The organism is Hoyosella rhizosphaerae (assembly GCF_014643175.1).
GTDB lineage: Bacteria > Actinomycetota > Actinomycetes > Mycobacteriales > Mycobacteriaceae > Lolliginicoccus > Lolliginicoccus rhizosphaerae.
Map to the genome: position 1 here is coordinate 60590 of NZ_BMJH01000003.1, position 15467 is coordinate 76056.

Genomic DNA, 15467 nt, shown 5'->3' on the forward strand with positions numbered 1-15467 from the left:
GGCACCGGTTTCCGCGCCCACTAGTTTGCCACTGGTATAGAGATGCTTTCAACCTGCCAATGTTTACCTACGGCTCACCAAAACTGTGACGACTAACTCCACCACTGGGTAAACAACACCACAGTGACAATTGTGAAAACAGCCACACTCCAGAAAATCGATCTCAAACCGCGCGTGCGATCCGCCGCTACCTGGCCAAATACTGCAAGCGATGCACCAATCAGGTGCCACCACAAGGCCTCTGTTCCTGGTCCAGCGATCCCCCAGTCCGCCGCGAAGTGATTCACTAACGCCACCATCGCAGTGAGCACGACAAGTCCAGCCGCGCACGCACCAGCGAGTCCGCGAAGGAATCGGATCGCGATGTTGTCGCGCCGCACAGGTTGCCGCGCCCATTCAGATTGCCTGCTACGACTGCCGTAAGCGGCCGACGCGTAGCTTGAGGGGTTATCTGGGTGGACAGGGATCGGCTGCGTGTGGCGGTGAGTGGACCCATCACTGTGTGTCACCAACGCCCCCTTCGCCCGCTAACGCTGCACGACGGGCACGCCAGTCGCCAGACTTGTCAAGCGGTGAAAATCCTCAACGGCAGTTGTGTTCGCCCCGAGCGACACCGTCTTGTTCGCACCATGATAGTCGGATGAACCAGTGGTGAAGAGGTTGTAGTCATCTGCGAGTTTGGTAAGAAGTCGACGGTCCGTCTCAGTGTGGTCTGGGTGCGCAGTTTCTAAACCAGCAATCGCACCAGATTGGGCGAGCGAGCGGACGTGATCGAGGTCGAGTAACCGGCCACGCGCCCGAGCCCGCGCGTGGGCTATCACGGCGACACCACCCGCCGCGCGAACCATTGCGGCCGCATCATCGAGCCACGCGTCGGCCATTCGTACGTAATACGGACCACGCGGGGACAAGTGGTGGGTGAAGGCTTCAGAAACAGTGTCAACAACACCGAGGTCGACGAGGGCTCGCGCGAGATGTGGCCGACCTACTACGTTGCCAGCATCAGCGAGGATTTGATCAGGATCAATGCCGATCCCATCCGCTCTCATCCTCTCGGCCATTGCATGGATACGTGTTCGCCGAGATTGCTGAAGGCGTTGACGTTCCGCCGCAAACGCCTCATGTAGTGGGTCAAAGAGGTAGGCGAGCAAATGCACCGAGACTGGATACCCATCCTCGCCGTGTCCGAGGCAGGACACCTCCATCCCTCGAACCAACGCGAGCCCAGATGGTAGCGCCGCCACTGCGTCTTTCCACCCGGACGTTGTGTCGTGATCCGTGATGGCGACTACATCAAGACCGGCTTCTGCAGCCGCATGGATCAGTTCGGCTGGCGAATCGGTTCCATCGGATGCGGTGGAATGGGCGTGCAGATCGATACGCATGAATGCCATTGTGCTCGCTTTTGCGCCTGCTCGGCTATACGGCTGATACTCAGCGGCTATACCGTACGGACTGCTGAGCGTCCGGGGTCGGTCGTGTCGATTTTGGCTTCCGCCCATGCCTCTCGAAGGGCATCAGCACCCTTGATGCGCATCCACGCTGCTTCAGTTGCGGTTATTGGCGCAGCATCGAAAAAGTCAACCGGCGAGTACGGCTCCGGGAGTTGCAGTGACGGGATGACGCTAGGACTGAGTAGAACCGCGGTAAAAGCAGCGCCCGGCCACAGGGGTTCCCCGAGGTCGATCAAAGCGTCAGCTCTGAGCACTAGCCCTTCCACGGACGGTGCTGCCGCAATGGTCGCAAGCGATCGCAGCACCGTGTCCGCGCCGCCTTTGACTGCAAGTACGAGTTCGGCCCGAGGCCCTTGTACCGGGTCAGCGAGCATGTCCGAAGGGTCGCCCATCGGGTTGGTGCTGCATCCACACGTGACGTAATGCACCATCCGCGACTCTGACGGGCCGTAGCGGAGAACTTCCATTGGGTCGACCCCGAGGAATGTGACGGACGCTGCAGCAGGTTCGCCGCATCCGAGCGTTTCGGTGACGTGTGCTCGAACCTCTTTGGCGATATTCGGTGACGGCAACTCTGACAACTTTCTAGTGTGCGTGGGAGAGTTGGGCTAGAAGGTCGCGTCCCTGTTCGGCCGTGCGCGGATCGCACAAAACGTCGTAGCGACCGGCTACGAGTTGCATGGTCGACTGGAAGTCGCGCTGTCCTCGTGATGCGGCGTACTGCACGGACTGCATGATGACCCAAAACATCACACCAAATGTGATGCCGGTGAGGAGTGCACCGAGGATTTGTCCGGTGAAGATACCGATCAGCAGACCGATGAACACGCCTATCCAGGCGCCAGCAACAACGGCGCCGCCGATGACGCGGGGCCAGTTGAGGCGTCCAACAATTCGTTCGACCTGCATCAGGTCCACGCCCACGATGGTGACATCGCGAACGGGGAATTGATGGTCGGAGAGGTAGTCCACGGCCTTTTGCGCCTCTGCGTACGTGGGGTAAGAACCGATTGGCCATCCGGTGGGGGGTGTCGGAAGGCCTAGTGGTTTCGCACCGCCGATTGGTCTGGTCATTGACGCTCTCCTCGCAGGTCGCAACGGTGGTGTGTTCTCACCTACTTAACGCTATCAACATTGAGAAGGTGCCCGCATACGGCCGATTGTGACGGCCATCCCAGGCGTGCGTGACATTGAGGAGCGGGATTCCGCGCCTAATGTAGGGTGATACACGCCGTCTCACATACACGAGTGTTCGTTGGAAGGAATGTTGTGCGCATGAAGATTCGCACTTTCGTTAGTCTCGCGCCAAGCACAGCCCGCGCTCTAGTTCAATCCATCCTGAGCACCACTCAACGCGGCGATTCACAGAGCGGCAGTTCGCATCACGCCGAACCAACCATGACATTCGAACGGGAATTCTCTCACCTCTTCGCAGAATCGACAGACGTCACGGCAACACCAGAAACCGTGATGACGCATGTCCTCGACTTTGCCAACTACGGCGACTGGTTCACCTTGCACAGTGGCTGGCCATCGCCCCCGCCCTCGTCACTGAGCGTCGGCGACACCTTTGAGCAGAACGCCCGCATCATGGGTACACCCGTCCGGCTCTCCTGGACTGTCACTACGCTGACCGATTTCAGCCTTGCGATTGAAGGAACCGGCCCCATGGGGGCTCACGCGGCAATAGGCATCACGGCAACACCCCACAACTCATCGGGAACTACCGTCACCGTTACCAACGGTTTCCACAGCGACGCACTGAAAGGCCCCATGGGGGCAATCGTGTCTCGCGCCATGCGAACCGCCACCGTCGAGTCCCTGGCCAACTTCCGAACCGTCCTCGGCGATACCGAAGATGCCTCGGCGCTGCCAGCGCGCCCGAAACCGACAATCCCTCCCAAGCCCGAGCCCGTGCTCCACTTGCCCTCCGGCACAACGATCGACCCTTGGACCCCTGTCATCGTCGGCGTTGGACAAGTAACACACAACCCCGATGATGGCTCGCGCGATCCCATGGAACTTGCGGTGAGCGCGGCACAACGAGCCCTCGACGACGCAACGCACCCCACACTGCCCGCCCAGCGCACACGTGTCAGCACAGTCCCGAGCACATCGTGGTCCTACGGAGACCACCAATCCGCCATCCTGGCCAACGAACTCAATATTGTTTCGCCCGACCTAGCGCAATCTGCACCCCTCGGCGGGGACGGGCCATTGCGCCTCGTCAACAATGCCGCCGACGCCATCACCCACGGCGAAATTGACTTCGCCGTCATTTCCGGCGCCGAGGCCTTTGCCTCGCTCTCCCGCCACGGCACCAACGACACATGGAACCGAGACACCACCACCCCATTTGCCCCGCTGCGACTCGGCTCAGACCGCTCTGGCAACAACCACGCTGAGGAAGAAACAGGGCTGCTAACCCCAACAGTCATGTATGGCCTCATGGACACAGCACTGCGTGGGCGACTCGGGCACACAATTGCCGACCACCGAGAAAAAATCACTCGCCTGTGGGCAGGATTCTCCACGGTCGCAGCGAACAACCCCTACGCCTGGATTCGAGAACAACTGTCTGCCGACGACATTGGCAAGCCGACCGAGTCCAACCGGCCGATAGCGACGCCGTACACGAAGCTGATGACGGCCAACATCACCGTCGACCAAGGTGCCGCAGTCGTCATCGCTAGCGCCGCTGCCGCACACGAGGCGGGCATTCCTCAAGAACAATGGGTTTTCGTCCACGCAGGCGCGTACGCGGACGAAGAATGGTTCGTTAGTGAGCGCCACACGCTCGGTGAGGTCCCCGCCATCGGAGCGATCGGTGATGCACTTACCCAACATCTGGGTGCGCCAGTCTCAGACGCAGACCACATCGACTTGTACTCCTGCTTTCCATTCGCCGTGTATGCAGCAGCGCGTGAACTCAACCTCCCACTCGACGACCCAAAGAAGCCTTTGACATGCACGGGAGGACTCACTTTTGCGGGTGGTCCTCTTAACAACTACGCCACACATGGACTCGCGTCCGTCACCGCGGCAGTGCGTAACAACCCTGGTAGCACCGGCCTTGCAACAGCATTGGGCTGGTACGCCACCAAGCACGCGGCAACAGTCGTGTCCACCAACCCCCCTCGGCAGCAATTCCGCGACCTCAACGTCGGCACTCGCATGCAACGGCCAGCGGCGAGGTCGGTAACCGCCACCCACACTGGGTCGGCAACAGTGGAAACCTACACCGTCACCTACAGCCCCGACGGCGCCCCTGAAGCCGTAATCTTCAGCGCACTCCTTGAGGACGGGACCCGCTGGATTAGTCGAAGCACCGACAGCGAACTGATCGCTCAGGCGCTGGAAACTGACCTCATTGGCGCAACACTAGATAACCGGGGTGCACTCACGGTCGAGGGCGGAAATCAGCCTGATCGCGTAAACACCATCATTGACTCCACCGTCAAGGACCCTCTCCTCAAGGTGCAATGGGAAGGCCCGCTGTGCATCCTGACACTCAATCGTCCAGAAGTGCGCAATGCGATCAACCTTGAACTTGCCCTAGCACTCGAACGAGCTATCGACGACTTCGAAGCAGATTCCGAGGCCATCGTGGCCATCCTCACAGGGGTGGGACAAGACTTCTGCACTGGCATGGACTTAAAGGCCGCGGCACAAGGTCAGTACCCCATCGCGCCATCGAGGGGACTACTCGGCATCACTGGTCGGCCACCACAAAAACCGATCATTGCTGCAGTGGAAGGCAACGCGCTTGCAGGTGGGTGCGAAATCGCCCTAGCTTGCGACCTGATCGTGGCGGCGAAAGATGCGACCTTCGGCCTGCCTGAACCCAAACGTGGTCTCGTAGCCGCAGCAGGGGGCGTTCTCCGGCTCGCGCAGCGACTCCCCCGCCCGATAGCGCTGGAGATGGCTCTCACCGGCGAACCTATTGCTGCCCCACGAGTCCACCAGTTAGGGCTCATCAACGCCGTCGCCCGCCCAGGAACGGCCCTGAAGGTAGCGCGGGAACTCGCTGGGAAGATAGCGCCCAATGCTCCGCTTTCACTGCAGCTGAGCAAACAGATCGTCGATGAATGGCATGACTGGCCGACTAATGAGGCTTACGGCCGCCAGAGCGATATCGCTTCGGAAGCGTCATTTTCGGCGGACGCGCAAGAAGGTATCGCGGCATTCGACGAGAAGCGAACACCCAACTGGACTGGCCGCTAACAAGACGGGACACAGGTCGCTGGCCCGCACGGGTCAGCGATACCCACCAATCTCGGTGCTTGCGATACGCCCGTGCCGTGAGCATTGCGCCCACCAACCCACGGGGTCGATCTGAACGATCATCCTGCGCCCGCATTGGCCGCAGTACCGGGGTGGTTCAAGTCCCAGCTGAGCCGCTGTCGGCGTGGCCGCGCCTTCGCCCACAAGCGTGCCGGTATAGACGTTGTATATCTGCGCACCACCGAGTGGGCCGCCATCTTTCGGTGCGACCACTTTGGCAGCTGCTACTGCTCTAGTACTGGGTGCGCCCACCTTCGAGCCCCGCACTTCGCGAATGCGGGGCTCGTCGGGAAGTCCTGCCGTAACCACCAGTCGTCTCCTAAATGGTGGCGTTGAGGGCCTTGATAGGCATCTCAAGCTCTCCGAGGAGATCTAGGTCAGATTCGGCTGGACGACCGAGTGTTGTGAGGTAGTTACCGACGATGACGGCGTTGATTCCACCGAGCATTCCCCGCTTTGCGCCAAGGTCACCGAGTGTGATTTCGCGGCCTCCTGCGAAACGCAGGATAGTGCGCGGTAGGGCCAAACGGAACGCTGCAATCGATTTGAGCGCTTCTGTCGCCGGAAGGACCTCAAGGTCGCTAAAGGGAGTTCCTGGACGCGGGTTGAGGAAGTTGAGCGGTACCTCATCGGGTTGCAGGTCGCCTAGCTGAGCAGCGAACTCTGCCCGCTGCTCCAATGTTTCACCCATGCCTAGAATTCCACCGCAGCACACTTCCATGCCTGCTTCGCGCACCATGCGGAGGGTGTCCCAGCGCTCTTCCCAACTGTGGGTCGTCACGACGTTCGGGAAGTGGGATTTTGCTGTTTCAAGATTGTGGTTGTACCGGTGCACACCCATTGCTGCGAGTTGGTCTACTTGCTCTTGCGTGAGCATGCCAAGCGAGCACGCAATCTGGATGTCGACCTCGTTGCGAATCGCCTCGATGCCCGCTGCGACCTGTGCCATCAGCCTCGCGTCTGGGCCACGAACCGCTGCCACAATACAAAACTCGGTAGCACCTGTTTTTGCAGTCTGCTTCGCGGCTTCAACCAGGCTTGGGATATCAATCCATGCACTGCGTACGGGCGATTGGAATAGCCCAGACTGTGAGCAGAAGTGGCAATCCTCAGGGCAGCCGCCGGTCTTAAGGCTGATGATGCCTTCGACTTCTACCTCGGGCCCGCACCAACGCATGCGCACATCGTGGGCAAGAGCAAGCAACTCTTCTAAACGGTCCTCGGGGAGTTGAAGAACTTGGAGGACCTGGTCTTTGCTGAGTGGTTCACCGCGTTCCAGGACTTGTTCCCGCGCGATGGCGAGAATGTCTGCGGAGCTGTCCGCATCACCGTGAGTGGTGGTGTGTGCAGGTGCCTGAGTCACTGAGAACTCTCCTCTTTCGTGTACTGCGCCGCTCGGCCGTGGCGGTGTTCGTGCGCGGGACTGGGATGGTCACACCAATACAGGTGATCCACCCCACTTCATTTCAGTGTGCCTTACCGTCTCACTAAAGTGTGAATGCTGCACGCTACGTGTCGCGTTGTGCCAGGTAAGTACGTCGAAATTGCGTGTCAAACCACGCCGTTACGGATTGCGCGAAGTTGTCCCACTCACTTTCGCCCACTCCTGCAGGGATTTCACCGACTACGTTCTCCCCGGTTACTGCAGGCAGATCGTGGCGGTTGCACTGCATAGCCAGATCAGGGTTACGTGGCCATGCGCCCAGGATGATCCCCGCGATAACAATGTTGCGCGCGTGGAGTGCTTCCACAGTGAGTGCAGTGTGGTTAAGCGTGCCAAGCCCCGGGGCAGCGACGATGACGCAGGGCGCCGACAACTCCGCTGCGATATCGCGGACTGTAAAACCGCCATCCCCTAGTTGCACTAGCACTCCCCCCGCCCCTTCGACGAGCACAAGATCATGAACCGCATTCAGCTCGCGGATCTTCTCCACCACACCCTCGAGAGTCAACGTGGGCCGCCCGGACCTTCGCGCCGCAGTCAGAGGCGCAAGCGGTTCTGGGTACCTCGCAAATTCGACGGTGGTCACACCGGGTACGAGGCGTGAGATAACGTCCAAGTCCCCAGACTCGCCATCAGTAATTCCAGTCTGGGCGGGCTTGCAGACAGCAACTTTCATCCCCGCGGCACTAGCCAACGCCGCAAGACATGCAGTCGCGATAGTTTTGCCGACCTCGGTAGATGTTCCGGTGACGATGAGGTTGGTCATGCATGCTCCCCTACTACGGTGCGCAAAACGTTCACGACGGTGTCGAGTTCATCTGCGGTGAGATCTGCCCGTGCGGTGAGTCGCAGTCGCGACGTGCCACGCGGCACGGAAGGCGGACGGAAACACCCGACGCGAACGCCCAATTCCCGGCATCGGTCAGCCGCGGCTAGAGCTGTCGCTGCGTCACCAAGCACAACCGAAACCACAGCCGACTCAGGTGTTTCAGCCACGTCAGCAGCTTCCGCGAGTACACGGGCATGACGCAACACCGTCTCAGCCAGGTGCGGCTCGCGCTTAAGGACAGAAAGCGCCGCCCGTGCTGCACCGACCGAAGCTGGGGCGAGGCCAGTGTCAAAAATGAAGCTGCGGGCGGTGTTGACAAGATGGTCCCGAATGCGGTCATCGGCAAGAACGGCGCCGCCTTGTGAACCAAAAGCTTTAGACAACGTCATGGTGATGATGATGTCGGGTTCACCGGCAAGGCCGCATTCCTGGACCAACCCTCGACCCCCTGTGCCGCGCACGCCGATCCCATGCGCCTCATCAGCTATAAGCACAGCATCCGATTCACGGCACAGCGCATGAATACCGCGCAACGGCGCCAAGTCACCATCGGCGCTAAAAACCGAATCCGTCAAGACGAGCGCATGTTGTTCATCCCGCGCCTCAAGTGCATCACGCATCGCCGAAAGATCTCGGTGCGGGGTAATTACCACGCGGGCCTTTGACAGTCGGCACGCATCGACTAGGGACGCATGGTTGGTGGTGTCAGACACGATAAGCGTGTCGGGGTTGCTCAACGCAGTGACAACACCAAGATTCGCGCTGTAGCCGGAGGCGAACACAAGCGCACTGGGGGCGCCGGTGAATTCGGCGAGTTCCCGTTCCAGCTGCTCATGCTCTTCGGTCGTACCGGTCACAAGTCGCGACCCAGTAGAACCGGCTCCCCATCGACGCAAAGCCAATTCGGCTCCGGCGATTACCTCGGGGTGACGAGTGAGTCCCAGGTAGTCGTTCGAGGCGAGATCGATAAGGTGATCATCAATGGGTCGCGCTCGGATTGTGCGCTGCACTCCAAATGCTCGTCGGCGTTCGGCTGCATCGTCGAGCCATGCCAGTGGGTCGGTGCTCACGTTCCTTCTCTCGAGTACTCGCCGTCGTCACTTGACGGTGAGATGCCAGCTACTGCGACCATAGCGGCTGCGATACGCGCAATGTCGCTGCTGGTGCTTATGAAGGGCGGCATGGCGTAAATGAGGTTGCGAAATGGCCGCAACCATACCCCGTTTGCGACGGCAACATCCGTTGCTCGTTGCATAGGGACCGGGTGTTCAAGCTCAATCACTCCGATCGCACCCATGACGCGAACATCGCGAACGCCCGCCACTGTGCGAGCTGGGCTAAGGCCGTGCCTTAGCTGGGATTCGATGTTGCGCACCTGCGACTGCCAGTCCTGGCTGAGAAGCAGTTCAATGGAAGCATTGGCAATAGCGCAGGCAAGAGGGTTGCCCATAAAAGTCGGGCCATGCATAAGCCCACCTGCAGCGGATGCACTAATGGTGTGGGCAATATGATCGGTGCAGAGCGTCGCCGCAAGCGTCAAGTAACCACCGGTCAGCGCTTTGCCTACACACATCACATCCGGTGACACATCTGCATGGTTCGCGGCAAACAGTTGGCCCGTACGGCCAAACCCCGTAGCGATTTCGTCAAAAATCAACAAGACGTGGTGTTCGTCGCATAGTCGCCGCAGTTCACGCAAGTAGCGGGGGTCGTGGAATCGCATGCCGCCGGCGCCCTGCACGATCGGCTCAACGATTACCGCGGCAAGTTCGCCACCGTGTGACGTCAACAGTTCGTCGAGCACAACGACGTATTCGGGGTCGTATTCCGCTGGTGGTTTTGGGGCGAATACTTGTGGCGCGAGAACGTCGGTCCACAGTGAATGCATGCCGCCGTCTGGGTCGCACACACTCATGGGAGTGAAAGTGTCGCCGTGGTAGCCGCCGCGCCAGGTCATGAGGCGACGCTTTTCGGGCTTATCGATGCTGCGCCAGTACTGGAGGCACATTTTGACCGCCACTTCGACGGATACCGATCCCGAGTCCGCGAGAAACACCTTAGTGAGTGGCGCTGGCGTGATGTCGGCTAACGTAGCGGCGAGAGTGGTGGCCGGTTCGTGCGTCAAACCGCCGAACATGACGTGCGCCATTCGACCTAGTTGTGCGGTGGCTGCGGCATCAAGGGCTGGATGCTGGTAGCCGTGAATGGCGGCCCACCACGAACTCATGCCGTCCACCACTGTGCGCCCATCCGACAAAGTGAGTGTCACGCCTTGCGCGCTGTCTACAACAAGCGGTGTGGTCGCCGGTGGAAATGCGCCATAGGGATGCCAGACGTGCTCCGCGTCGCGTCGTTGTATTGTCGCCGTTCGATCGCTCGCTACGTTTTTGTGAGTCGCTGAGTGTTGGTTGGTCACGGTGTTCGGGATTTCCAGCACGATGCTCGACAGTATCGGTTTACGGCGTCAAAAATCGAACTTGGCGCGCCTTTATGTTGTCGGCATCTACGTTTTTAGGTCCCTGTGTTTTTGAAGATCCCTATGTTTTTGAAGATCCCGGCATCTTTGAAGATCCGAGTCAGAAAAGCTAAGTGGTAACCCGGCGGCGGTAAACAACGAGTGGTCGAAGAATATGTAGGCATGTGTGATCGCAGAGTCTGTCAGGTCCATGACCTGAAACTGAAATGCGCTCCAACCTCCGCCTGGCGCGGCAATGTATACGGCGAATCCGGGTTGCCCATTGGCGCCCACAGGTAGTGCGGCAAGTTCTCCTGGCCCCGCCGGGCACTGCGTCCCAATGAGGATTCCGATATCTGCCGGACCCTGGTACCAACCTGTAAACGGCGGCATTTCCCAGATCGCGTCTGAGGTGAAGACGGTGACGATTGTGTCAATGTCTTTTTGTTCGAGGGCGCTGGCATACTTTTCAAGAACATCGCGCTGGTGCGAGCTCAGCGGTTCATTTACGGAGTCCTCATCAAGGCCAATTGCCTCGAGGTGCGCACGGGCTCGTTGCATGCTGCTGTTGACGGCGGCAGTAGTGGAACCCAGGAGATCCGCGATTTCGCTGGCTTTGAACTGAAGCACTTCTTTCAACAGCAACGCGGCTCGCTGTCTCGGCGGGAGGTGTTGTAACGCCGCCACGAGCGCGAGGCGCACGCTGGTGCGCTGCGTTACAGCGGCAGCAGGATCATCAGGACCGGGCAACCATGCGTCGGGGATCGGTTCGAGCCACGGTATTTCCCGGTTCTCCTCAAGAGCTCCCGCGGGATTACTCCGTTCCTGACCAAGCCCTTTAGGTAGCGCGCGCCGCTGGCGCTTGTCAGCCTCGGTCAAACAGACGTTCGTGGCAATTCGGTATAGCCATGTTCGCGTCGACGATCGACCTTCGAATGATCCATACGAACGCCATGCTCGCACGTACGCTTCTTGCACTGCGTCTTCCGCATCGTGGAGTGAGCCGAGCATCCGGTAGCAATGCGCCAACATTTCGCGCCTAAACGGTGCAAATACGCCGTCAAAGTCAGCCAATTCCGCTACCTCGGCCTGGCGAGAGGTGTCCTCAGTCACATGCCCCATGACGTCACAGTACGCCGATGGCCCGACAACTTTAAGACCTCAATACTGACCATCAACAATCAAATCGGCGCAGCAAATGCCGCATACCGCCCGAATGCGGCAATCACGAAAGGCCTTGATCGACCATCTGTCACAATACTTTCACGTTCGTTGCGTATCCTTAGCCTTTCGTATGCCCACGACGCCGACTGACCACAGCCACGCCGCACACAGCGCACGTGATGCGGCAGCCAAGCCTGCCCGCAATTCCTCAGCCAAGCGCTCCTACAGATTCGATCTCGATGGTCTTAGAGGCCTGGCTATCGCGCTGGTTGTCGTCTATCACGTCTGGGCCCTGGGAGTCTCCGGCGGCGTTGACGTCTTCTTAACCCTGTCAGGATTCTTCTTCGTAGGCATGCTGCTCAGAAATATCCGCCGGGGCACCGACCTATCGCCTTGGCCAGTAGCCAAACGCCTGATTCGTCGCCTTTTACCCGCGCTTGTGACGATACTCACGGCGGTAAGTATCGCCACGGTAGTTCTGTTTCCGTTTACGCAATGGAACAACATCGCCACACAGGTCGTCCCCAGCCTCTTCTACTACCAAAACTGGCAGCTAGCACGGACAACGGGCGACTATTTAGCTGCTGATCCCAACACCAGTCCGTTGCAGCACCTATGGTCAATGTCAGTCCAGGGGCAATTTTTCGTTGCAACACTGCTTGCGGTGTATTTTGCAGCGTGGGCAACCCAAAGCGTGCTGCGTAACCGCAAAGATGCTGCCGCTTGGTCCACCAGGGCGGCCATCGCGGTCATTGTCGGTGCAACGATTGCCTCGTTCCTATACGCAGCGCTGAGAATCCAAATTAACCCGTCGTGGACGTACTACGACACTTTCGCCCGAACCTGGCAACTACTACTTGGTGGCGTTGTGGCCGCCGCACTCCCCTACATATCTGTCCATCGCCACCTTCGATTGCCCCTCGCTGCAACAGGCTTAGCGGCGATCGTTCTCACCGGCGTTGTACTTGAAGGTGGACTCGTCTTCCCCGGCCCGTGGGCCCTCGTGCCAGTCCTCGGCGCTCTCGCGATAGTGGTTGCGGGTGAGCGAAACGACAGCGATACGCGCGGCAACTTGGTTGAGTCGTTTCTGTCCACACGACCGTTGGTGTGGCTAGGTTCTGTTGCCTACGCGTTCTATCTATGGCACTGGCCGATTCTGATCTTCTACCTCGTCGCAGCAGACAAACACGTAGTGACCCTCCTCGACGGTGTGGGCATCATCGCCATATCGTTGTTGTGCGCCTGGCTGACATTGCGCTATATCGAAATTCCCTTGCGCTATTCCACGCGCAACCCAGCACCATTGTCAGCTCGTCGCACCCATCGGCGACGTACAACGTACCCAGCTATCGCATTGGCAACTCTCGCCGCGGTACTGGTCACCGCCTCGGTGGGGTGGATCCAATACCTGGACAAACGGACCGACAAGCTCGCAGAACCGCTCGACCCCACCCTGTATCCCGGTGCAACTGAATACACAGCTGCCGCGTACACACCCCGAGCTCCGCTGCGGCCGAGTCCGCTCGATGTCCGAGAAGACCACCCACTGACCGCTTTTGATCAATGCATCGCCGACATCCCAACGATCGAACTACTCAGGTGTACATACGGCGATACCGAGGCCGATCGCACAATCGTCCTAGCGGGGGGCTCGCATGCCGAGCAATGGATCAGCGCATTGCACCCGATTGGGATCGAACGGGGCTTTGCGGTGGAGACGATCCTTAAAGTCGCATGCCCATTATCGTTGGATCCCGAACCCACGCATTACAACGGGGTGCCCTACCTCGAATGCAGCGACTGGAATGCTGCGAGCATCAACTACATCATTGAGACTCAACCTGATTTTGTCCTCACAAACAGCACTCGGCCGCTACATCACGCCCCAGGCGACTTCATTCCTGAGTCATATGCCGACATGTTCGTCTACCTCGCCGGAAACGACGTTCGAGTACTAGGCCTTCGTGACAACCCCTGGCTATGGCCATTTCCGGAACCAGCGGACTGCCTAGCTATGCGGCGTGGCGCCGACAGGTGCGGAGCTGTTCGTGCCGACGTCCTCAGCGCCGTCAACCCCGCCGACGCGATCGCCGACGAACTGCCCACAATGGAATCCCTGGATATGAGCGACGCGATGTGTAACGCCACGACGTGCCCTGCGGTGGTGGGAAACGTCATCGTGTACCGAGACTTCAACCACCTCAGCGCGACGTTTGTACGAACAGCAATACCAGAACTCGATAGGCAACTTGGTGACGCCACCGGTTGGTGGTGAGACGATAGAGCGATGTCGTCAGCCTCGTCAGCATTGCCCCGCCCATGCGTCAATGTTTTCTGGCCACACGAGTCCGCATTCGTCGACCCTGTAAACCTCACAGATTCTCTTCAGGAGGAACTGGCAGAAATCGGGATATCCCACATCGCACTTCCTTTGCCACTGCCGTCTGGGGTGCCCGAGTTTCGGAACGTCGCGAATCGATTGCGTTCTGCCAACATCGGTACCATCGTTGGCTTGCACGATTGGACGCCCGACGACAAGGTGCTTCAACAACTCGCCGATGAGGACTTAATCGACGGTGCGGTATTAGAGGAAAGCACCACTCATGTTGCCGCCGCAGTCCGCGATATCGTGAACGCCCGTCGCATTGTGGTTGCCGATGGGTTCACCGCCCCTGCGCTCGACGGATCACTCGGTTCAGAACTCGCACGCACCGCTCACGGCGTACTTGCGTACACACCAGGATCACGCGGAAATGACGCACGGCCGACTCACTACGTGCCTCGTTCGGAATTTCACCTGGTTCGGAGCGTCCTCGCACGAAACCAGCCACACAGTTGGGCGCCCGTAGATCCCCCCGAGACTGTCGACGATTCGATGCGCACAGCATGGGGCTTTCTGCAGGCACTTGGCCCCGGAATTGCTATGACGCGACGCGCTCCATCCGACGTTCCTCAAGAAATTAAGGACATTCTTCGCCTGCGCGCCGAACGTCCCGGCGTTTTCGTCGGCGGCGAATACGAACCACTCCACATCAGTGGACCTGCTCAATCGCACATCATTGGTTTTGCTCGCGCACAATCGCATTCGCTTCCCGAAATTTTATGCCTCGGCGTCCGTGATCAGCATGCGGCAAGCAACGGCTGGCGCGATACGCACATCACTCTTCCGTTCGGCACGTGGCACGACATCACAACAAATGCGTTGTTTCAGGACTCCGCCAGTGGGACAGACTTGTTCAATACGCAGAGCACATGCATCCTCGTTCGAAGTGGGCACGCCCCTGCACCGCCGCACCCACTTCCGACTGCCGAAAGCTCTGGCACAGAAACTTCTGCCCCAGAATGAGACCTGATCTACCTACGAAGTTGCCATGGACCCTTGAATTAGGCGTCCTACAGCAGGCACGGCCGCGACCACATGTTTATGTGCCTGCCCGCGCAGTTGCCCGTAAAGTTTCACGACGCTTCGATACGACGAACCTTCAGCACGACGGTCGACCACCTCGAGCAATGAGTTTGCGGCTTCGTCCCCACGGTCACTCAAAAACGCGGCAAAGTCATCGTTGCCAGATGCCGCAAAGTCGTCCCAGTGTGGTTGAAGACTTGCAAGGAAATCGGGCAGAAGCACGCGAATGACGCTGTTGACGAAGGATGCGTGAACAGCATTAACTGTTTTGTACGCTCCTTTGATAACCATTCCAGTGGGGCCGCGTTTTGATTTAACTTCCGCGTCGAGCACCGTGCGTGCATCTGCGACAAATTCGTCTTTGTTTTCATCCGACAGCAACGTCTCGCGTAGCGACTCCGCCATGCTCATTCTCCCTCAACTTCTAGCCG

15 protein-coding genes are annotated in these 15467 nt (G+C 59.1%); 4 read left to right on the top strand and 11 right to left on the bottom strand.

Going from position 1 to position 15467, the window contains the following annotated elements; translation table 11 throughout:
- Nucleotides 1-92: 92 nt before the first annotated feature.
- Genes IEW73_RS11995 through IEW73_RS12010 form a run of 4 tightly spaced genes read right to left on the bottom strand, consistent with a single transcriptional unit; the run spans nucleotide 93 to nucleotide 2528 of the window.
- Nucleotides 93-509, bottom strand: coding sequence for a hypothetical protein (locus IEW73_RS11995; RefSeq protein ID WP_188675336.1), 417 nt, complete (start codon nucleotides 507-509; stop codon nucleotides 93-95).
- An 18-nt stretch (nucleotides 510-527) separates the two neighbouring features.
- The gene (locus IEW73_RS12000) at nucleotides 528-1385 is read right to left on the bottom strand and encodes a PHP domain-containing protein (RefSeq protein WP_188675339.1); all 858 of its coding nucleotides are present in this window, start codon (nucleotides 1383-1385) and stop codon (nucleotides 528-530) included.
- Between the two features lie 56 nt (nucleotides 1386-1441).
- Nucleotides 1442-2035: a suppressor of fused domain protein gene (locus IEW73_RS12005; RefSeq protein WP_229675978.1), complete on the bottom strand. Its 594-nt coding sequence runs from the start codon at nucleotides 2033-2035 to the stop codon at nucleotides 1442-1444.
- 4 nt (nucleotides 2036-2039) lie between these two features.
- The gene (locus IEW73_RS12010; protein WP_188675342.1) at nucleotides 2040-2528 is read right to left on the bottom strand and encodes a YflT domain-containing protein; all 489 of its coding nucleotides are present in this window, start codon (nucleotides 2526-2528) and stop codon (nucleotides 2040-2042) included.
- 201 nt (nucleotides 2529-2729) lie between these two features.
- Here IEW73_RS12010 and IEW73_RS12015 point away from each other — a divergent pair, with 201 nt between their 5' ends.
- Nucleotides 2730-5678, top strand: a complete 2949-nt coding sequence (locus tag IEW73_RS12015) for a type II toxin-antitoxin system Rv0910 family toxin (protein WP_188675346.1) — start codon at nucleotides 2730-2732, stop codon at nucleotides 5676-5678.
- Nucleotides 5679-5711: 33 nt separating this feature from the next.
- On the opposite strand, the gene bsaP is transcribed toward IEW73_RS12015, so the two are convergent.
- The 6 genes from bsaP to IEW73_RS12045 form a co-directional block, all read right to left on the bottom strand.
- Nucleotides 5712-5951, bottom strand: coding sequence for a biotin synthase auxiliary protein BsaP (gene bsaP / locus IEW73_RS12020; RefSeq protein WP_188676823.1), 240 nt, complete (start codon nucleotides 5949-5951; stop codon nucleotides 5712-5714).
- Nucleotides 5952-6057: 106 nt separating this feature from the next.
- Nucleotides 6058-7101, bottom strand: a complete 1044-nt coding sequence (gene bioB, locus IEW73_RS12025; RefSeq protein WP_188675349.1) for a biotin synthase BioB — start codon at nucleotides 7099-7101, stop codon at nucleotides 6058-6060.
- Nucleotides 7102-7246: 145 nt separating this feature from the next.
- A complete protein-coding gene (gene bioD, locus IEW73_RS12030) occupies nucleotides 7247-7948 on the bottom strand; it encodes a dethiobiotin synthase (protein WP_188675351.1) in 702 nt (233 codons plus the stop codon).
- Entirely contained in the window at nucleotides 7945-9081 is a 1137-nt protein-coding gene (locus tag IEW73_RS12035; RefSeq protein WP_188675354.1) for an 8-amino-7-oxononanoate synthase, read from the bottom strand. Before IEW73_RS12035 ends, bioD begins: the two co-directional genes overlap by 4 nt.
- Entirely contained in the window at nucleotides 9078-10448 is a 1371-nt protein-coding gene (locus IEW73_RS12040) for an adenosylmethionine--8-amino-7-oxononanoate transaminase (protein WP_372433631.1), read from the bottom strand. The genes IEW73_RS12035 and IEW73_RS12040 overlap by 4 nt, the downstream gene beginning before the upstream one ends.
- A gap of 66 nt (nucleotides 10449-10514) precedes the next feature.
- A complete protein-coding gene (locus IEW73_RS12045; RefSeq protein ID WP_188675357.1) occupies nucleotides 10515-11588 on the bottom strand; it encodes a sigma-70 family RNA polymerase sigma factor in 1074 nt (357 codons plus the stop codon).
- Between IEW73_RS12045 and IEW73_RS12050 the strand changes: the two genes are divergently transcribed.
- From IEW73_RS12050 to IEW73_RS12060, 3 genes are read left to right on the top strand one after another with little or no spacing between them, the layout of a single operon-like run.
- Entirely contained in the window at nucleotides 11580-11780 is a 201-nt protein-coding gene (locus IEW73_RS12050) for a hypothetical protein (protein ID WP_188675360.1), read from the top strand. The two genes, IEW73_RS12045 and IEW73_RS12050, sit on opposite strands and share 9 nt — an antisense overlap.
- A complete protein-coding gene (locus IEW73_RS12055) occupies nucleotides 11761-13905 on the top strand; it encodes an acyltransferase family protein (protein WP_188675363.1) in 2145 nt (714 codons plus the stop codon). Before IEW73_RS12050 ends, IEW73_RS12055 begins: the two co-directional genes overlap by 20 nt.
- A gap of 12 nt (nucleotides 13906-13917) precedes the next feature.
- Nucleotides 13918-14976 carry a hypothetical protein gene (locus IEW73_RS12060; protein WP_188675366.1) on the top strand — a complete coding sequence of 353 codons (1059 nt, stop codon included), beginning with the start codon at nucleotides 13918-13920 and terminating at the stop codon, nucleotides 14974-14976.
- 12 nt (nucleotides 14977-14988) lie between these two features.
- Here IEW73_RS12060 and IEW73_RS12065 read toward each other — a convergent pair whose 3' ends face one another.
- On the bottom strand, nucleotides 14989-15441 hold the full coding sequence (locus IEW73_RS12065; protein WP_188675369.1) for a DUF6918 family protein: 453 nt from the start codon (nucleotides 15439-15441) through the stop codon (nucleotides 14989-14991).
- Nucleotides 15442-15467 lie beyond the last annotated feature (26 nt).